The following is a 17,907-nucleotide window of genomic DNA, read 5'->3' as shown; positions in this document are numbered from 1 at the left end:
GAAAACGGAATCGAGCAGGCTGGGAACCGGAATCAACAACACCGCTTCTAACCCACGTGGGAAAATAGAAACATTGTGAGCGACGAATTTCCTAGAATCAAACGCCTTCCGCCCTATGTCTTCAACATAACCGGCGAGCTGAAGGCGGCGGCGCGTAAGCGCGGCGAAGACATCATCGACTTCGGCATGGGTAATCCTGACGGCGCGACGCCGCAGCATATTGTCGACAAGATGATCGAGGCGGCGCATAAGACGCGCACGCATCGCTATTCGCTTTCAAAGGGAATTCCCCGCCTGCGCAAGGCCATCTGCAACTGGTACGCGCAGCGCTATAACGTGGAGTTCGATCCCGCGACCGAGGCCATCATGACCATCGGTTCGAAGGAGGGCATCGCCCACTTCTGCCTGGCCGTGCTCGACAAGGGCGATACCGTGCTGGTGCCCAATCCCAGTTACCCGATTCACATCTATGGCCCGGTCATCGCCGGCGCAGACGTGCTCAGCATTCCCATCACAGACTCAACCGATGAGTTCCTGGCGCGGGTTGAGGATGTGATTCCGCGCATGACACCGCGGCCCAAGGTGCTGATCGTCAACTTCCCTGCCAATCCTACTGCACAGTGCGTGGAGCTTCCCTTCTTCGAGAAGCTGGTCGCTATCTGCAAGGAGTACGGTGTGTGGCTGGTGCACGATCTCGCCTACGCCGACATCGCCTTCGACGGCTACACGCCGCCCAGCGTGATGCAGGTTCCCGGAGCGAAGGAGATCGCCGTTGAGTTCTTCACCCTCTCGAAGAGCTACAACATGCCCGGCTGGCGCGTCGGCTTCATGGTCGGCAATCAGAAGCTTGTCGGCGCCCTGGCCCGCATCAAGAGCTACTTCGACTACGGCACCTTCACACCGATCCAGGTCGCCAGCATCCTCGCTCTGGAAGGTCCACAGGACTGCGTCAAAGCCATCTGCGACAACTACCGCTCACGCCGCGATGTCCTCGTCCACGGCCTGAACAAGCTAGGCTGGCCGGTGGATCTGCCGAAGGCAACGATGTTCGCCTGGGCTCGCATTCCCGAGCAGTACCGTCACCTGAAATCGCTCGAGTTCTCAAAGCTGATGCTGGAACAAGCCAAGGTCGCGGTAAGCCCCGGCATCGGCTTCGGCGAGTATGGCGATGAGTACGTTCGCTTCTCACTGATCGAGAACGAAGAACGTACCCGCCAGGCACTGCGCGGCATTAAACACATGTTCTTCAAGCCCATCGGGGATTAACGACAAGCCACAGAACTGGGTGCCCCATGTCCCTCGGGGACATGGGCATCGCGCGTAGCGCGACCGCTTTTCCATACGTCAAGCAGCATGGGTAGAGAAGCAGAATTTCTCCGCTCCCTACGGTCGCTGCGAAATGACAAGGAAAAGCGTATCGAGCTCCGCTCGATACACCCACATAAGCTTCGCGTATGTGGGGCACCCAAACTGGGGGCTCTCCTGAAATTTGTTTCTTCAACTAGCAACCAGGAACTAGCAACCAGCAACTGCCTTCAGGCCAGCTCCGCCGACACCGCAGGCTCTTCCTTCGCCGGCCGTTGCACATCGCTATGCGCGTAATACATCTCCGCGATCGCATCGTGCAGCTTCTTCGTTACCGCCTCGGCATCTTTCGTGGTAAGCCCGGCAGTATCGATCGGATCACCTACGACCAGCTTCAACAGCCGTGGAGCCAGAGCATACACGTGCATCGGCATCAATTCATGTGTTCCCACCAGAGCCAACGGAACAATGGGCACCTGGGCCTTGATCGCCATAAATGCAGCACCCGACAGCATCGAGCGGATATGGCCATCCTGGCTGCGGCCTGCTTCCGGGAACAACAGAATCGGCATGCCGGACTTGAGCGTTCCTGTGCCCTTATTCAATCCGGCGATCTGCGAACGCAGGTTCGACTGGTCGATCGGCACCTGGCCGGAGCGGGTGAGATGCCAGCCGATAAATGGGATCTTGAAGAGATAGTGATTTGCCAGGATGCGGAACTGGAACGGCAGATTCCCAAACAGAGCCGGCGTATCCATGTAGCTAATGTGATTCGACGCGTATACCGCAACACGGCCCAGCTTCTCGCGACCAATCACCTTCATGGGCGAGAACGAGAGCAGCAGCAGTGACTTCGCCCACACCTGCGCAATCGCATGCTGCTGTCGTCCGCTCTTGTCCCACAACGACGTAATCAGAGAGATGATGCCGAAGAACGCCGTGGACGCCACAATCAGCGGCGCCAGCAAAATGTACGTCAGAAGCTTCTGTGCGGTGGTCGGTTTCGCCATCGTAGTCGGTTATATCTCTTTCTTCAGAATGTGACGCACATCGCCGATCAAATAAACCGAACCGGTCACAACGACTAGTCCACCGGCGGGTGTAACAGCACGCGCCTGCTCAACCGCGGCGGCAACATCTGAGGCCTCTATCGCAGGAATCTCCAGACGAGCGGCGGCCTGCTTCAGATCGTCGATCGATGCGGCTCGAGGATTCATCATCGGAGCCAACACGATGTGATCCTGTACACGGTCGGCACTTGCATCGAAGAGCGGGAACAACACCTGCGCAATGGCATCCACGGCTTTGTCTCGCAGACAGGAAAAAAGCAGCGTGCGCGGCCGCGACTCCGGAAGCTGTCCCAGCGCGGAGCGCAGCGTCCATGCGCCGTCAGGGTTGTGCGCCACATCCAACAGGAACTCCACACCGCCGCTGGTCAGCAACTCCAGGCGCCCCGGCCATTCGATCTGGTGAATCCCAGCGGCAATACTGCCGGCCGTGATCTTCGCAAAGCCACGATGCTCGCGAAGCTCCACTGCAGTAGCAATCGCAAGCGCGAGATTGCGCTGCTGATGTGCACCGCCCAGCGGTGCATCGATGGTGATGTCTTCCCCCAGCACGCGCAGGGGATACACATTGCGGAAGGGACTCGTCTGTGCCAGCCCGCGGTCAGGGATATACGCAGCCGCATTGACGCCACGCACCTCCAGCGGCACCGCTACTTCTCCCAGAGCGAAGTTAGCCTCAGGATGCTGCGGCAGCGTGACCATCACGCCGTTCCTGCGCAGAATGCCGGCCTTCTCTTTCGCGATATGGGTCAGCGTCGGTCCCAGGTAGTCCATATGATCGAGGCCGAGATCGGTAATCACCGAGACGATAGGCTCCACAATATTCGTCGCATCCAGACGTCCACCCAGACCAACCTCCAGCACCGCGATCTCAACCTTCTGCTCCGCGAAGTAGAGGAAGGCAATCGCCGTCATCACCTCGAAGAAGCTGGGAGGATGCGGCAGCTCCCCTGCAGCGACCAGGCGGTTCGACGTGTCATCCACACGGAAGTAGAGCTGTGCGAAGGCCTCATCGCCGATCAGCTCGCTGCCAATGCGGATGCGCTCATTGATGCGCTCCAGATGCGGCGAGGTGTAGAGACCGGCACGATAGCCGGAAGCGGTCAGCACACTTGCCAGAGTCGACGCCGTCGATCCTTTCCCATTCGTACCCGCAATCAGCACCGACGGGAAGGTAGTCTGCGGATCGCCCAGCTCTGCCATCAACCGGCGCATATGAGCTAGGTCGAACTTGCGGCGGGGCACACCCGGCTGTGGCGGCGCAAGCTCGTGGCCACGGGCGTAAAGCTGTTCGACGGCAAGCTGGTAGGACATGGAGGACTCCCATTCTATTTTAGTGAACCGGGTACCACGAAGGTGGAATGCGGGCTACCACGACTGTTCGCCCCTGGATGCCGAAGTGGAATGTTCCTCAAAGCACGTTCGGGAGATTCTGACTCTGCCAGGAGCGAGAAAACGCTCTGCAGAAAGAGGCACACAGTATGCATGACATCATCATCGCTCTTGTTTTCGTTGCCATGGTTCTCGCACCTTGTATCACCGCCGCCCGCTCCGGTGATGCCAACGCCGAAGAGAACCTCTAAATCCAAAGATCACGCACCTCGCGTGCGGCAAACAAGGACCGCGGTCCGAACCTGGACGCGGTCTTTGGTGTTTAAAAGTATTGTCTTTTGCCCAAATAGACCTGCAGTGAAGCGCTAAGGGTGCCAGCTTTTTTGTCATTTCGCAGCGAAGCGGAGAAATCTGCTTTTCCTATTGTTTTCCCTACCCGGGTGCCCCACCCTCGCAACGCTAGGGTGGGCGAGGAATACCACTAAACTCCGAGTAAACTCAAAACGAATTGTCACCCTGTTCCCCCGTCTCTACGGTCAAGGGCAAGACGGTCGCGCGTAGCGCGATACCCTACCCTTCGCTTCGCGAAGAATGGGGCAACAAGTATCGCCCCCAGATGAAAACCAAGTCCGCCATCGTGTTTAATCGGCTTCACCCATGAAGATCACCGCCGCAGCGGTCAAAACAGAAGTAGCCCGGCTCGCAGATCCGGCACGCGCCACATTCCTCCAGCGATTCTTCCGTACCGGTAAAGGCGAGTACGCCGAAGGCGATCTCCTGCTCGGCCTTACCGTTCCGCAGCAGCGCACCATCGCAAAGCACTTCCGCGACCTTCCCCTGCCGGAGATCGAGAAGCTGCTCCGCTCAAAGTTCCACGAACACCGGCTGATCGCCCTGATCCTGCTCTGTGGCCGCTACGAACGCGCATACGGAGACAGCGAACAGCGCGAAGAGCTGCATCAGTTCTACCTGCAACACACTGCCTGGGTGAACAACTGGGATCTGGTCGATGCCTCGGCAAGAACCATGGTGGGAGAACACATTGTGCCGGCACAGTACGCTCTGCTCGACCGTCTCGCAGAATCCGATTCGCTGTGGGAGCGTCGGATCGCCATTGTCTCCACCTACGCCTCCATTCGCAAAGGAGAGCTCGCACCGACGTTCCGCATCGCCCGCAGGCTGCTGCATGACCACCACGACCTCATCCACAAGGCAGTCGGCTGGATGCTGCGCGAAGCAGGCAAACAATCACCCGCAGAGCTGCTGGAATTCCTGGAAAAGCACTACGCCCGCCTGCCGCGCACAACGCTTCGTTATGCCATTGAACGCTTCCCCGAAGCACGTAGAAAGCTGCTGCTGCGCGGCGAGTTCGGAACGTAACCGCTAAAGACCATCGGCAAATTCAAGATGCCCCATCCACTGGTGCCCCATCCATCGCAACCCGATGGGTGGATGTTCGAGCTTCGCTCGAACATCCTTATGTCGACGGGCCGCTACCCTCTCCAGGCCGAGATGATCCGGCCTCCACTACCCCGCAGCGCCAGCCCATCATCCCGCCCGGCAAGGTAACGCGCTGAGAGATCCGGTCCACCCAGATCCTCAATCTTCCCGAATCCGCCCTCCGTGAGCCGGTCAATCAGTTCCTCTTTGCGGAAGAAGAGCTGGAAAGGCTCGCCTGCCTGCGCCACGCGCGCGGACATCGAGTCCAGCATCATCTGCTCCACCGGCGGCAGCACCTCGCGCGGCTGCGAGTAGTCGAAGACCACACCTGATCCTGCGGGCCGCTCCGCGATGAAACGCAGCGTCTCCGAAAATCCCCTTTCGCTGAGGTACGGCACCACGCCCAGCCAGGCAAAGAAGGCAGGCTGCGAAAAATCGAATCCCGCCTCGGCGAGTCCCTCTGCAAGCGAATGCTCCTCAAAGTCCACGGGAGCAAAGCGAGCATTTCCCGGAACCGTAACACCAGCCTCTGCCAACAGGCTCTGCTTCCAGACCTGCGTTGCAGGGAAGTCCACCTCAAAGACCCGCACCTCGGAGAACGGATTGCGGTAGGCAAAGGTATCCAGCCCCGCTCCCAGCAGCACGTACTGCGACAACCCGCGCGCGACAGCGGCGCCAAGCAGGTCTTCCGCATACCGGCTGCGGACCACCATGAAGGCGCGGATTGCGGCCGAGAAGGGCTTACGCAGACCATCGGGCGTGCGCTTGACCTCGTCCCGCTGTTCCGGAGGAAGAATCTGCAAAGCGACCGGATCCTCCAGCACCAGCGGGCGATCAAAGACCTGATGCGCAGCCCGCCGCATGGCAACGCGGAGAGCGGTTCGGGATGGAGTTCCCTCAATCATTCCATTTGCATCATACGAAACATGAAAGTCCCTGCACGTATTGCTCTCCTGCTCGCTGTCTCCCTGATCGCCGGCTGTAACAGCAAAACCGCCGAGACGCCGGAGAACTTCTTATCCGGACTGAATCGATACTGGCCAGAACATCGCCGCGACTGCCTGTTCCCTGCCGGCTGGCGCTTCCCCTACACGACCAGCAATCCCAAGGAGCAGCAACAGCTCGATGCCCTGGTAAAAGTCCTGCTGCTCAAACGCACAAAGGAGGAGAAGCTTGCCTATTACGAGCCGACCGACTACGGCAAAACCGGGGCTCCGCGCTACTGCTACGGCTACCGCGAGGCGACAGCGGTGCTCAGCAATACTCCTCCGGCAGTAAAGGATGGCTTCCGGCAGACAGGTGTTACGTATCGCTACCAGATGAAAGATGTTCCGGGATGGGCAAAGTCTGACGATCTGAAAGCAGCCTTCCCGCAACTAGCCAAAGACCTCAGCGGTGAGGCGACTGCAACCACTCCCCTGGCCCAGACCGGGGCAGGATGGCAGGTCGTGGACTAAGAGTCACGCAAAAGCCAGCAAAGCCGGCAGAGATGCCGGCTTTGTCGTTTTTAAACCTGCATCGCGGCGAAACGGAATCGCCAGAATTGCGCGTTTTTGCCGGAACCCTGACTGTTTTCTAGGACTTGCGGCAGGGGAGGCCAGCATCGAGGGAAAGTTACCTCGGTAATCAAAAATGATTAATATTTTTATATGTAATTGATTCTATTGGACTTATGGATATTCACCACGATACTCTCTCGACATCTGGCTAGTCCAGAAAAATTTTTAGCCCGAATTGAGGTTCTCAACACAATGAAGATCGCCATCCGCACTCTCGCCGTCGCCCTCGCTCTGACCGGAGCCGTTGCCTCTGCGCACACCCGTACCGCCGACGTAAAGCCTGCTCGCGCGACCAGCATTGTGCCCGTTCCAGCCTGCCCGCCCGATGATCCGAACGCCTGCGGCCTCTAGTCATACTGACCGCAAATCTTTTGTTTTCTGTAATTTATTACTTCCCAGGAGTTCACAAATATGAAGATCGCTATCCGCACCCTCGCCGTCGCCCTTGCCCTGACCGGAGCTGTTGCTTCCGCCCACACCCGTACTGCCGATGTGAAGCCGACCCGCACCACAAGCATCATCCCCGTTCCGGCCTGCCCGCCCGATGATCCGAATGCCTGCGGCCTCTAATGCAATTCGTTTTGATGCAGTGAAAACCAAAGATCACCCCAGGATTTCCTAGGAGGAAGAACACCATGAAGATCGCCATTCGCACTCTCGCTGTTGCCCTTGCTCTCACCGGAGCCGTTGCTTCTGCGCACACCCGCACCGCTGATGTGAAGCCGACCCGCGCCGCCAGCATCGTCCCCGTTCCGGCCTGCCCGCCCGACGACCCGAACGCCTGCGGTCTCTAATACGAAAGTTGCAGCGGAAATTCGTTGAATCGGCTCCTCCCGTGGGATAGAGTTAAAGTCCCGATAGCTGCAGGAGCCTGTTCATGAACGCAAAATCGGTTATTGAGCTTCTGGAATACGTTGATCCACTTCTCTGCCTGATCACGATCGGCGCACTGTTTCGCGCCAGGCAGGTGCGGGCGTTCTTTAGCTTGTTTCTCCTGCTCTCCACCAAAGTGGCGGCTGACAGCATTGCATTGCTGATCCTCGGCCTGTTGGCCAGAGGCGTCGACAAGCACACCGTCTACCCGATCTATTTCTATACCTACTGGACCGCCTACGCCCTTGAAGCGATCCTCTCCATCCTGGTGATCTACAGCATTTTCAAGCTGGCGATGGAACCATTGAAAGGCCTGCAGTCGCTGGGCCTCCTGGTCTTCCGCTGGGCCGCAGCCATCTCGATCGCTGTCGCCATTGGCATGGCCTTCGGCCCCCACATGACCAGCACCAAGTTCATCATCAATGCGGCCAACCAGTTGCAGCGCACCCAGAGCATCCTGACCTTGTGTCTGCTGCTCTTCGTCTGCTTCGCCATCCGCCCGATGGGCCTCTCTCACCGCAGCCGCATCTTCGGCATCAGTCTCGGCCTGGGCATCCTGTCGACGGTCGAGCTCGTTTACTCCGCATTCCTCACGAACCAGACCAGTGTCTATTCCACTCTCAGCATCGTTCGCGGAGTGGCCATCAGCATTGCGTTCGGAATCTGGGCAGCCTACTTCTTCATCCCCGAGCCGCAGCGCCGCATGATTGTGCTGCCGACGACCTCTCCCTTCCTCAAGTGGAACCAGGTTTCGCTGGCTTTGGGGCATGACCCTGGTTATGTCGTCGTAGGCAGCAGCTCGCCCGATCTTTTTGCGCCCGCTGAGCTTGAGATCATGCGCCGCGCCGCTGAGAAGACAGTTCCGGTCGCTGCCCTCAACTAAGCTTCATTCCAGTTGGAAATGTAAAAGGGTCGTCTTCGGACGACCCTTTCGCTTGACCGCCCTCTGCGATAAGCACAGAATAAAAACGTTAGGGACACCTCACTATGACAGCGTATCTGGTACTTCTCGTCGCGGTCTTCAGCCGCCTTCTGCCGCACCTGACCCACTCCGCAGGGATTGGCTTTACTGCCGTCGGCGGCGGTTTGCTCTACTTCGGCGCAAAGCGCAACCGGTGGCACGCCATCGTTGCAACGCTTGCCTTGATGGCGACCGATTACTACCTGACCGTCTATGCCTACGGCTACGCCTTCCACGCTTCGCATTACCTGCCCACCTGGGCCTGGTACGCCGGCGTCTGCCTGATGGCGAACGTGACTCTGGCAAAGCAGAGCTTCCTGCGCGTCACCGGTGCGGTGCTGGCCTCGGCCACGAGCTTCTTTGTGATCTCGAATTTCTTTGTCTGGGCATGGTCAAACCTATACGCCAAGAGCGTGAGCGGACTCGCCGCCTGCTACGTTGCAGCGATTCCCTTCTACCGCAATGACCTCATCGCGACCGGCCTGATCGCCGGTGTGCTCTTCGGCCTGCCGGCCCTGGTCCGCCAGCTGACAGCAGCCCACGAAGCCGCCAGCGACAGCCACCTGGCCCACTAAAATCGACACACTACAACAAGCCCTCGCTTCGGCGAGGGCTTTGTATATTGCATGACAAAGCTGTCTCCAAACACCCTTACGCTTGTCAGCGAAAACTCGGCGCTTTAGTCCAGCGCTCCCATTACCGCGAAGCCATTTCGCACCGCAGGTGCGAATGTCTTGCTTAAGCGCACGGCTTTTAGCCGTGCGACAACAGCCTCCAAAAGAAAGCGGCTTTAAGCCGCGTCGTTCCAGGAATTTCGAACGGCATGGCTGAAGCCATGCCCTTAAGCAAGACAAAAACCTATTGGGACACCGAACTGTCTCCAGACATCCTTATGACGGGGTTGTAAGGGATGTCTGGAGACAGTTCAGTACCCTCGATCTTCGCACGACCCTCCACCAGAAGATGACGCACCTTGAGTTGGACTTCCCACCTGTGTCCGCTTGTTTACCTAAAGTGCGATAAAAGAGCCGGCAAAACTAAACCTCATCGATCCGATCACCGTGACTGGGCGGCTGGCTGATCATCAGAAAGCGCACATCCCCTCCGCTGCGATTCATCGCCTGATGGCTCTGCCCGGGATGGATCTCAATCCCCTCTCCGGCGCGGACCGTGAAGTCGTGGTGCTCGACCTCCATCGTCAACTCACCCTCCAGCACGTAAGCAAACTGGCGCGAGCGCACATGATGATGCCGCACCTCGCTCGTGGCCGGAGGCATGCGCTCTTCAATCACACTCAGGCCATCCTGCTTTACAAGATGCCAGCCGTCGCACTGCTTGCCCCAGAGATAGTGCTCCGCGCTTTGGCGGCTGATGACCTTTGCCGGGTCGGTTCCAAAATCGTTCATAGACTTAGGGTCTGTCATCCAATTCCTGTCGTCAGCGTTGCGAGCGCAAATTTGTTCATACGAGACGGAGGCCGAAGGCTGTGGCGTTCCCACTGCCGAGGCCGACAACGAAGTACGGGAATTTGCGCCGCAACCCGAAGGGCCGGCGCAGATTTTCTCGATCTCGTTGTCCCTCGTCGTTCCAGTAGATCAGCTACAGTTCTCTCCTCGCTCCTCGATCTCAAAAAAATCTGCTGCCGGCGCTGACGGCGGGAATTGGATGACAGACCCTTGAGTCTGATGTTTAAGCATCCACAATTCCAGCGAAGAAAAGGAGAATATAATCAGTTTGCCATGACGGCCGCGCCCCCATCCAGCGAGTTCCGCATACCGGAGGACCGGTTCGTCTTTCTGCACATCGACCTCAACTCCTTCTTCGCCTCGGTCGAGCAGCAGCTTCATCCGGAGTACCGCAACCGCCCGCTGGCCGTTGTTCCCACCAACTCCGATACCACTGCCTGCATCGCCGCCAGCTATGAAGCCAAAGAGTTTGGCGTCAAGACAGGCACCATCGTTGGCGAGGCCAAGCAGAAGTGCCCTGGCATCATCCTCGTCGAAGGCAGTCATACCGAGTACGCGAGGTTCTCCCATGCCATCGCAGAAGCGGTCGAACGCGTATGTCCTGTCTCACATACGCCTTCCATTGATGAGATGGTCTGCCAGTTGATGGGACGCGAACAGTTGCCGGAAAATGCGCGCCGCATCGCCCACAACATCAAGCAGGCGATCTATCAAGACGTCGGCGAGATGCTGCGCTGCTCCATCGGCATGGCGCCGAACCGCTACCTGGCGAAGATCGCCAGCGACATGCAAAAGCCCGATGGCCTGATAGGCCTGCTTCCCTCGCAGTTGCCGCGCGCCATCGCACACCTGGAGCTGCGTGACCTTCCCGGCGTGGGTGCCCGCACTGAGGCTCGCCTGAAGGCCCAGGGAATCCAAACCATGCCGCAACTCCTGGCGCTGGATCGCCCAGGGATGCATAAGCTCTGGGACTCTGTGTGGGGAGACCGCCTTTATCACTGGCTGCGCGGTCATGTCACCGGCGACGACGGCGCTCCCGTGCCAAGTGAGATCCAGAAGTCTCTCGGCCACTCTCACGTTCTTGCTCCCGAGCATCGCACCATCCCCGGCTCCTGGGCGGTGGCCCACAAGCTTCTGCATAAAGCCGCCATGCGGCTGCGGATGGAGAAGTTCTATGCCGGCTCCATGGCGCTGCACATCCGCTTCGCGTTGAATCGCGAACAGGCAGAGCGACTGCGGTCAAAACAACACTTCTCCGGCCTGAAGCATACCGGCTGGGGAATGGAAGCCCGCTTCCCGGATGCGCAGGATACGCTCACGCTGCTGGAAGTCCTGCAAAAGCTCTGGCAGAAGCGGCCGCAGGGGCCTGACTTTGAAAAACCATTCTTCGTTGGCGTCACGCTCGGACGCCTGCTGCCGGAGTCTCACCATAACCCGGGACTTTTTGCCGATCAGGACCGCCGCTCGCAGCTCTCCTCGGCTATCGATCAGATCAACCTCAAACATGGCCATACCACCGTGCATCTTGCCGGCATGATGTCGGCCCGCGACTCCGCGCCGACGCGCATCGCCTTTACGCAGATTCCGGTGCAATACGGAAGCGAGTGGATGTAGGTTATCCTCTCGTTGCACAGTAGAGGCATGCTTAGATTTCCGCTGCTCGTCGTTCTGCTTCTGTTTGCTGCCTCGGCTCTCCATGCGCAGACACTTACCTGGCAGCCGCAGCATATCGAACAGGGATCGCCGGTACTATTCACGCTCACACTCGATCGCCCCGCAACGCATATCACGGCGACATGGCTTGGTAAAGAGGTTGGCTTCTTTCCCGCAAACGACAGACGCATCTGGTACGCCCTCGCCGGAGCCGATGTCGAACAGGAGCCAACGTCCTATCCCATATCGATCGGCGGAATCTATGCAGGTGGTGCACCGTTGAACACAACGCAGGAGATACAGATAACCGCGGCGAACTTTCACTCCAGCACGCTCTCTGTGGCGAAGGCCTTCATCGCCCCCAGCCCTGCGGCGCAGCGGCAGATGGAGCGCGATGCAGCCGCGAAGAAGCGCGCCTTTGCAAGCTCTGTCTCGCAGCCATTATGGTCCGGCAGTTTTGCGGCGCCGGTTGCCTCCAGGGTCTTCGACAACTTCGGCGACAACCGGATCTTCAACGGGAAGAAGGTCAGCATCCATCGCGGATCAGACTTTCCCGCACGTCCCGGAACTGCTGTCCATGCGCTGAACTCGGGCCGGGTCGTGCTGGCGCGGCGCATGTTTCTTGAAGGCAACTGCGTCATCATCGATCATGGCAATCAGCTCTTCAGCATCTACATGCACTTCTCGCGCTTACAGGTGAAGGCAGGCGAGATGGTGAAGAAAGGCCAGCTACTCGGCCTCTCCGGAGCGACAGGACGCGTCACAGGACCACACCTGCACGTGTCGCTTCGCTGGGGTGGTGAGAATTTGAATCCTGCAGCGCTGCTCGCGATGAAGTTACCAGAGACGCGAGAAGAGCGCTGAAGGCGCGACCTATACCAGCCTGGGGCAACGCCCCAGGTTTGCGGATAGTAAAGAGGCCTGAGGGCTGAAGGCCCGATCTATAGTCCCGCAATTGCACAATCTCTCTCATCCGCTGTTTCCGCGTCTTTCTCGCGATGCATGGAATTGCATTTCGATAAATGATAGGTCTGGGATTGAAGATCGTTATATAGAGCGGGCCTTCAGCCCTTTAATAACTTTGTGGCACCGTACCTGGGGCGTTGCCCCAGGCTGGTATAGAACGCGCCTTCAGCGCTCATACAACGGCTATTTGGCTGTCATCCTGAGCGTTCGGGGTCCCCAGCGAACTTGTTCGCTGGGGTGATTAGCGAAGGACCCGCTTTAGGAACACCCCAATCGCTATAGGTAGAGAACCAGATTTCTCCGCTCCCTTCGGTCGCTACGAAATGACAAACGAAAATACGATCATGCTCACCCTTAGAAGAAAAACGCCCCCCGCATCAACAACGCACGATTCGCCGCGCTGTTATTCGTAAACGGCGTGTTCAGCGAAATGGATTTGCCAAAGTACGGAGAGCTCAACACCCCAACAGGCGCTCCAGGATTATTCGTATTCAGCAGGTTGTCTGCGCCGACACCGATCTGAAAGCGATATGGTTTCTGCGGCAGCTTCTCTTTCGCCGTATCTTTGGCCGACTCCGGCCGCTTGCCGAAGTAGAAGTTCTTGTTGAAATACAGCTCCATGTAGAAAAGCCCCGGCGCAGTGCCGTAGTTGATCGGAATGATCGTCTGCCCGGCCATTGGCTTGGTATCGAAATTACCCCAAGCCGTCCGCACCACCGAGGAACGCGTCAGATCGGTCGCAAATGCCGGCCGGTCGTTGTACTGCGCGTCTCCATTCAAATCGGTACCGGTCGTGATGTTGAAGTTCGACTGCGACCATGCGGACATGAAAACGTTGAAGGCCGTGCCCCAGCCTGGTTTGAAGTTCGCTCCGCCGAAGTAGCGTATCGGAGAGAACCCCGCGAGACGGCCGTAGTCGGCATTGAGGTTGTACGAGTTCGACGGGAAGAAACCCGAAGAGCTGCTGGTACTGAAGTTGACGTTGCCTTCCTGATGCGCAAAGCCAACGAATGACCACAGGTTGAGAGACTTCGTCACGTTGAAATTGCCATTGATACCCAGGGTGCGGCCCTCTGACAGACCGTTGGAGGAGAACTGATACAGATTGCTGTTTCCTCCCAGCGGCCGCACTCCGCTGCTGGGATTGCTGGGATCATACGTACCTGGTAGCGGCGCATTAATATTCAGCGACGTCCACTGGTGCGTGGATTTGCGCTGGTAGTACTGCACCGAGATAGAGCCGTACTTGCCCAGGCTGTGATCGACCGAGACCATTCCTTGCATTTGCATCGGCGACCGCAGATTGGGATCAAGCCGGTAGATGGTATTCAGATACTGCGGCAACGAAGAGGGTGGCGGAATATTGGGATAGAAGTCGGGATTCTGAACGATGAATGCCTGTTGCGTCACGCCATTCTGGCGATAGGTGCGAAGGATATTGCCGGCATCGAACCGCTGATAAAAGATGCCAAAGCCGCCGCGAATCACAAAGAAAGGCTCCTTGGCTTTCCCATGATGCAGGACAGACCAGGCAAAGCCCACACGCGGTGCGGGATCGAAGTGATCAGGAATTCCCGTCTGCGATTCGAAGCGGATACCCAGGTTCAATGTGAAGTTCCGGTTCAGCTTCCATTCGTCATCGAAGTACACGCCCAGATCTCCGACGCTCACAGCCGCCGTGGGAGTACCTGCCGTCAACGAGAACTGCGTCGCTCCTCCACCGGCCGCGCGGATTGCCGCGGGAGTAAGGCCGCGCTGAATGCCATCGAGCGTGATGCGATAGGCGGCCAGCGAAGGAAAGATGAACTGGCCGTTGTAGCCGGCTCGCGAGAGATTCGAATCGTGATACCAGCGATAGCGGAAGCCGGTCCTAAGATAGTGATTTCCCGAAGAGATCGATGCCTCTTCGCGCAGCTCGATACGGTCCTGGTGATCGTGCTCCTGCTGGATGGTGTTGGCTCCGCTGCTGAAGGAACCCTGCACGATCAGCGAGGGTGTATTCGATGTGGCATCGCTGCTCGTCTTGCTGCGCAGATACTGCACCGCGGAGTCCAGCACCACCTTTGGACTGAAGATGTGAGTATCGGTGAGTTGGAAAGTATCTGTCCGGACGCTGTTCCGATAGGCCTGCGATGCAAGCACGAGTTGTCCCGCCCCTGAGGCCGGCACCAGAACGCTACTGTAGCTGTAGCGCCCGATCAATGTGTTCTTCTTGCCGAACTGATGATCGAGCCGGACGGAGTCATTCTGGACAGACCGCTTGTTGGCGATGGTCTGCTGCACATTGACGGGATTCAGGCTCGAGTCCAGCACGGTTGCATTGATGATCTGATTGGCCGAGACGCCTCGCTGCTGCCAGGTGAAATAGAAGGAGCTGTTCTTGCCCAGAGGACCATTCACGCCGCCATCGAGATAGTAGTTCGTATACGGCAGCACCGAAGCCGCATACGGATTGTTGGCGTTGAGCGCCTGCGCTCCGAAGTTGGTGGCAACGTTGCCGTGCAGCTTATTGGCTCCCGGTTTGGTAAAGACCTCAATGCGGCCGCCGCCGAACTGATCGTAGTAAGGCGAGAACGGATTCTGATTGACGCGTATCTCGCGGATGCTCTCCTTCGGAGGAAGCTCTCCGTGAGCAAAGCCATCCACATAAAGCTGCGGAGGATTGGTGGGATCGCCACCGGCCAGCGACGTAAGCTGCTGCTGCATCATCTCCGGATCGTCCGAGAGCGTATCGAGCTTGTCACCTTTGAAGACCAGGGCGCTTTTATTCGAGCTGCTGTCGTTCGAGACCTGCTCCTCGCCAGAGACCTCGACGACCTCGTCTTCACCCGCGACAACCAGCACCACTGACAACGGCGTAGTTCTGCTGTCGAGGACGAGCACTTTTTTCATCGTGCGTTCACGAAAGTTCTCTGCCTTGACGGTGATGTCATAGCTTCCGGCCGGCAAGGGTATCGCCACATTTCCCTGACCATCGGTCTGTCGATCCTCTCCAAGCTGCGGAGAGACGTGCACCGTCGCCCCCGGAATTGCGGCACCGGAGGTATCGAGCACCGTCAACGAAACCTGCGATACATGCGGCACAGCCTGCGCAATCAGCGCAGCGGCCCAAAGGCAAACAGACAAGGCAAAAAAACGCAGCACGGTTCTCATCGAGCGGAACCCCTCCCCTACTCAGCATCCGGGAAAATAGAATCGATGTACGAATTACTTCGTAATACTGCAACGAAATGATTTGTATGTCAATCATTCCCGTTTAAAGCAATTGGCCCGGCTTGTGACTTAGACCGGAGGAAGTGCTGCCGGTTAGCTTTATTTTTTTGCGTTCTGCACTTTAAGCCAGGCGTATAAGGGAGCGAAGTACTCCGCCATCGCCTGTGCATCGAGATGATCGCTGCCGGTCATCTCTTTGAGAGTCTGTTGCCAGGGTTGTGATTGCCCTGCCTCCAGCATCTTTGCCAACTTATTTCCCGCGGCTTTCGACCCGAAGAAGCTGCAACGATTCAATGGTCCTCGATACCCGCTGGCATCGCACATGGCCTTATAGAACTGGAACTGGTAGATGCGCGCCAGGTAGTAGCGGGCATAGGGCACGTTGCTGGGCACATGCATCTTTGCTCCCGCATCGAAGTCGGCCTCGGAGCGATCCACCGGAGGCGCGACCTTCTGATACTTGCCCCGCAGCTCCCACCAGGCTTTGTTGTAATCCGCAGGCTTGATCTCTCCGGAGAACACACCCCACCGCCACTTATCGAGCGCCAGAGCAAAGGGAAGGAACGCGATCTTATCCAGCGCCGTGCGGAGCTGCAGCGGAATATCGGCTTCAGCAGGAGGCTCCGATCCGCTCAGTCCCAGCGCCTTCAAATAGGAAGGTGTAATCGACAGCGCGACGGCATCTCCGATCGCCTCATGGAATCCGTCATTCGCTCCGCCACGGAAGAGGAATGGCTGCTTGTTATAGGCGCGCTGGTAAAAGTTGTGCCCAAGCTCATGGTGCACGGTGGTGAAGTAGTCGTCGTTCACCTCGATACACATCTTTACCCGGAGGTCATCAACCGAATCCAGATCCCAGGCGGAAGCGTGGCACACAACGTCACGGTCCCGCGGATGCACGAACTGCGAACGTTCCCAGAAGGTGGCGGGCAGAGCTGGAAAGCCGAGAGAGGTAAAGAAGCTTTCACCATAGCGCACCATCGCTTTGCCTGCTGCCAGCTTCGCTGCCTGACCGGCATCGCTTGTTAGGTCCGTCCCAGACGCAAATGCGGGCGCCGCTGCCGGATCTTTCGCCGCGATCTGCTTCTTCAATGCCTCTTCCAGGTTGACCGGCTTGTACTGTGCCAGTTGCGGATCTGTGGGGGCGACGATGTCATAGATATTGCCCCACTCCTGTGCCCACATGTTGCCGAGTAAGTGCGCGGGAATCTTTCCATCAGCGCGCTCTGCCGCTTTGCCATACTTCGTGATCAGCCGTGTGCGGACATAGGTAAATAGCTCATCGTAAAGCGGCTGCAACTGGGTCCAGGCACGCTCCAGCTCCGCAGAAAATTCCGCCGGAGTCATGTCATATCCCGCGCGCCACAACTCTCCTGTGTCCTTGTACCCCAGCTCCTTCGCACCGATATTCTGCAGCTCGATGAAGCGCCTGTACTTTTGGCGCATGGGGGCACCGACGTCGTGCCATCCCACCCAGATCTTCTTGAGCTCCTCAGGATCACGGGACTTGGCCATGATCTGTGACAAGGGATCGATTCCCTCGCACTTCTGTGGTTCCACACAGAACTTGCCCTTGCCGTACATGCCGGTCAACTGCGCTGCAAGCTGCGTCTCCTCCGCCAGCAACTTCGGATCCTTGGGCGCGGCGGGCGCACCAAGCTGCAGCAGCAGGATCTGACGGCGGAGATCGTCCGGCAGCTTAACCTTGTCGAACTTATGGCTCTCTGCCGTCAACTCCAGCGAACGAGCAGCGACGCGCTCATTCTGCAGCGCCGTATTCGATTCCGTGTCATCGGTGATGTACGTTTCCGCAATCCACTCCGCGTGCGAGGCATCGGTGGAAAGCTTTAGCAGCTCCGCATTGGCCTTATCGACAAAGGCTTTCGCATCCGCAGCTGTAGGCGCCTTCTGCGACCATACCGGTACACACGTGACAACAAAAAGAGAGCTCAGGAGGAGTTTCCGCATGGCCGAAAGTATATCTGGTTGCTAGTTGCTGGTTCCTGGTTGCTAGTTGAATCCTTGCTTGTATACGAGGTATCGCTTCCGAATCGGCTTCCGGAGGGGCTGGA

At 58.0% G+C, this 17,907-nt stretch carries 16 protein-coding genes; 10 read left to right on the top strand and 6 right to left on the bottom strand.

The features are described 5' to 3' along the window. Nucleotides 1-75: 75 nt before the first annotated feature. Nucleotides 76-1,266, top strand: coding sequence for an alanine transaminase (gene alaC, locus OHL21_RS04805; RefSeq protein ID WP_263416113.1), 1,191 nt, complete (start codon nucleotides 76-78; stop codon nucleotides 1,264-1,266). Nucleotides 1,267-1,535: 269 nt separating this feature from the next. Here alaC and OHL21_RS04800 read toward each other — a convergent pair whose 3' ends face one another. Then, nucleotides 1,536-2,315 carry a lysophospholipid acyltransferase family protein gene (locus OHL21_RS04800; protein ID WP_263416112.1) on the bottom strand — a complete coding sequence of 260 codons (780 nt, stop codon included), beginning with the start codon at nucleotides 2,313-2,315 and terminating at the stop codon, nucleotides 1,536-1,538. A gap of 9 nt (nucleotides 2,316-2,324) precedes the next feature. Further along, on the bottom strand, nucleotides 2,325-3,686 hold the full coding sequence (locus OHL21_RS04795) for a bifunctional folylpolyglutamate synthase/dihydrofolate synthase (protein WP_263416111.1): 1,362 nt from the start codon (nucleotides 3,684-3,686) through the stop codon (nucleotides 2,325-2,327). A gap of 675 nt (nucleotides 3,687-4,361) precedes the next feature. On the opposite strand from OHL21_RS04795, the gene OHL21_RS04790 reads away from it, so the two are divergent. Next, on the top strand, nucleotides 4,362-5,084 hold the full coding sequence (locus OHL21_RS04790) for a DNA alkylation repair protein (RefSeq protein ID WP_263416110.1): 723 nt from the start codon (nucleotides 4,362-4,364) through the stop codon (nucleotides 5,082-5,084). Between the two features lie 113 nt (nucleotides 5,085-5,197). Here the strand turns inward: OHL21_RS04790 and OHL21_RS04785 are convergent, their stop codons facing one another. Beyond that, nucleotides 5,198-6,049 carry a class I SAM-dependent methyltransferase gene (locus OHL21_RS04785; RefSeq protein ID WP_263416109.1) on the bottom strand — a complete coding sequence of 284 codons (852 nt, stop codon included), beginning with the start codon at nucleotides 6,047-6,049 and terminating at the stop codon, nucleotides 5,198-5,200. A gap of 21 nt (nucleotides 6,050-6,070) precedes the next feature. On the opposite strand from OHL21_RS04785, the gene OHL21_RS04780 reads away from it, so the two are divergent. The 6 genes from OHL21_RS04780 to OHL21_RS04755 all read left to right on the top strand — a co-directional run bounded on the left by OHL21_RS04780 (nucleotide 6,071) and on the right by OHL21_RS04755 (nucleotide 9,112). Then, a complete protein-coding gene (locus OHL21_RS04780) occupies nucleotides 6,071-6,601 on the top strand; it encodes a hypothetical protein (protein ID WP_263416108.1) in 531 nt (176 codons plus the stop codon). Between the two features lie 294 nt (nucleotides 6,602-6,895). Continuing rightward, nucleotides 6,896-7,054: a hypothetical protein gene (locus OHL21_RS04775; RefSeq protein ID WP_263416107.1), complete on the top strand. Its 159-nt coding sequence runs from the start codon at nucleotides 6,896-6,898 to the stop codon at nucleotides 7,052-7,054. Between the two features lie 60 nt (nucleotides 7,055-7,114). Further along, entirely contained in the window at nucleotides 7,115-7,273 is a 159-nt protein-coding gene (locus OHL21_RS04770) for a hypothetical protein (RefSeq protein ID WP_263416106.1), read from the top strand. Nucleotides 7,274-7,338: 65 nt separating this feature from the next. Further along, nucleotides 7,339-7,497 (top strand): hypothetical protein, encoded by a 159-nt coding sequence (locus tag OHL21_RS04765; RefSeq protein WP_263416105.1) that lies wholly within the window; start codon nucleotides 7,339-7,341, stop codon nucleotides 7,495-7,497. A gap of 83 nt (nucleotides 7,498-7,580) precedes the next feature. After that, the gene (locus OHL21_RS04760; protein WP_263416104.1) at nucleotides 7,581-8,459 is read left to right on the top strand and encodes a hypothetical protein; all 879 of its coding nucleotides are present in this window, start codon (nucleotides 7,581-7,583) and stop codon (nucleotides 8,457-8,459) included. Between the two features lie 104 nt (nucleotides 8,460-8,563). After that, nucleotides 8,564-9,112 carry a DUF6580 family putative transport protein gene (locus tag OHL21_RS04755; protein ID WP_263416103.1) on the top strand — a complete coding sequence of 183 codons (549 nt, stop codon included), beginning with the start codon at nucleotides 8,564-8,566 and terminating at the stop codon, nucleotides 9,110-9,112. Nucleotides 9,113-9,574: 462 nt separating this feature from the next. Here OHL21_RS04755 and OHL21_RS04750 read toward each other — a convergent pair whose 3' ends face one another. Then, on the bottom strand, nucleotides 9,575-9,961 hold the full coding sequence (locus OHL21_RS04750; protein WP_263416102.1) for a cupin domain-containing protein: 387 nt from the start codon (nucleotides 9,959-9,961) through the stop codon (nucleotides 9,575-9,577). A 315-nt stretch (nucleotides 9,962-10,276) separates the two neighbouring features. On the opposite strand from OHL21_RS04750, the gene OHL21_RS04745 reads away from it, so the two are divergent. After that, nucleotides 10,277-11,617: a DNA polymerase Y family protein gene (locus tag OHL21_RS04745; RefSeq protein ID WP_263416101.1), complete on the top strand. Its 1,341-nt coding sequence runs from the start codon at nucleotides 10,277-10,279 to the stop codon at nucleotides 11,615-11,617. A gap of 27 nt (nucleotides 11,618-11,644) precedes the next feature. Next, complete coding sequence (locus OHL21_RS04740) at nucleotides 11,645-12,520, top strand: M23 family metallopeptidase (RefSeq protein WP_263416100.1); 876 nt, start codon at nucleotides 11,645-11,647, stop codon at nucleotides 12,518-12,520. A gap of 456 nt (nucleotides 12,521-12,976) precedes the next feature. On the opposite strand, the gene OHL21_RS04735 is transcribed toward OHL21_RS04740, so the two are convergent. Next, nucleotides 12,977-15,775, bottom strand: coding sequence for a TonB-dependent receptor (locus tag OHL21_RS04735; RefSeq protein ID WP_263416099.1), 2,799 nt, complete (start codon nucleotides 15,773-15,775; stop codon nucleotides 12,977-12,979). A 159-nt stretch (nucleotides 15,776-15,934) separates the two neighbouring features. Further along, complete coding sequence (locus OHL21_RS04730; protein WP_263416098.1) at nucleotides 15,935-17,803, bottom strand: M2 family metallopeptidase; 1,869 nt, start codon at nucleotides 17,801-17,803, stop codon at nucleotides 15,935-15,937. Nucleotides 17,804-17,907 lie beyond the last annotated feature (104 nt).

Origin of the sequence: Terriglobus albidus (assembly GCF_025685425.1) — a bacterium.
GTDB lineage: Bacteria > Acidobacteriota > Terriglobia > Terriglobales > Acidobacteriaceae > Terriglobus > Terriglobus albidus.
This window is presented reverse-complemented; position numbering and strand designations above follow the sequence as displayed.

Excerpts from the sequence above, each read along its gene's own strand:
- OHL21_RS04770 (WP_263416106.1), top strand. The coding sequence starts at position 7,115 with ATGAAGATCGCTATCCGCACCCTCGCCGTCGCCCTTGCCCTGACCGGA.
- OHL21_RS04745 (WP_263416101.1), top strand. The coding sequence starts at position 10,277 with ATGACGGCCGCGCCCCCATCCAGCGAGTTCCGCATACCGGAGGACCGG.
- OHL21_RS04740 (WP_263416100.1), top strand. The coding sequence starts at position 11,645 with ATGCTTAGATTTCCGCTGCTCGTCGTTCTGCTTCTGTTTGCTGCCTCG.
- OHL21_RS04775 (WP_263416107.1), top strand. The coding sequence starts at position 6,896 with ATGAAGATCGCCATCCGCACTCTCGCCGTCGCCCTCGCTCTGACCGGA.
- OHL21_RS04765 (WP_263416105.1), top strand. The coding sequence starts at position 7,339 with ATGAAGATCGCCATTCGCACTCTCGCTGTTGCCCTTGCTCTCACCGGA.
- OHL21_RS04730 (WP_263416098.1), bottom strand. The coding sequence starts at position 17,803 with ATGCGGAAACTCCTCCTGAGCTCTCTTTTTGTTGTCACGTGTGTACCG.
- OHL21_RS04785 (WP_263416109.1), bottom strand. The coding sequence starts at position 6,049 with ATGATTGAGGGAACTCCATCCCGAACCGCTCTCCGCGTTGCCATGCGG.
- OHL21_RS04735 (WP_263416099.1), bottom strand. The coding sequence starts at position 15,775 with ATGAGAACCGTGCTGCGTTTTTTTGCCTTGTCTGTTTGCCTTTGGGCC.
- OHL21_RS04795 (WP_263416111.1), bottom strand. The coding sequence starts at position 3,686 with ATGTCCTACCAGCTTGCCGTCGAACAGCTTTACGCCCGTGGCCACGAG.
- OHL21_RS04790 (WP_263416110.1), top strand. The coding sequence starts at position 4,362 with ATGAAGATCACCGCCGCAGCGGTCAAAACAGAAGTAGCCCGGCTCGCA.
- OHL21_RS04755 (WP_263416103.1), top strand. The coding sequence starts at position 8,564 with ATGACAGCGTATCTGGTACTTCTCGTCGCGGTCTTCAGCCGCCTTCTG.
- OHL21_RS04750 (WP_263416102.1), bottom strand. The coding sequence starts at position 9,961 with ATGACAGACCCTAAGTCTATGAACGATTTTGGAACCGACCCGGCAAAG.
- OHL21_RS04760 (WP_263416104.1), top strand. The coding sequence starts at position 7,581 with ATGAACGCAAAATCGGTTATTGAGCTTCTGGAATACGTTGATCCACTT.
- OHL21_RS04800 (WP_263416112.1), bottom strand. The coding sequence starts at position 2,315 with ATGGCGAAACCGACCACCGCACAGAAGCTTCTGACGTACATTTTGCTG.
- OHL21_RS04780 (WP_263416108.1), top strand. The coding sequence starts at position 6,071 with ATGAAAGTCCCTGCACGTATTGCTCTCCTGCTCGCTGTCTCCCTGATC.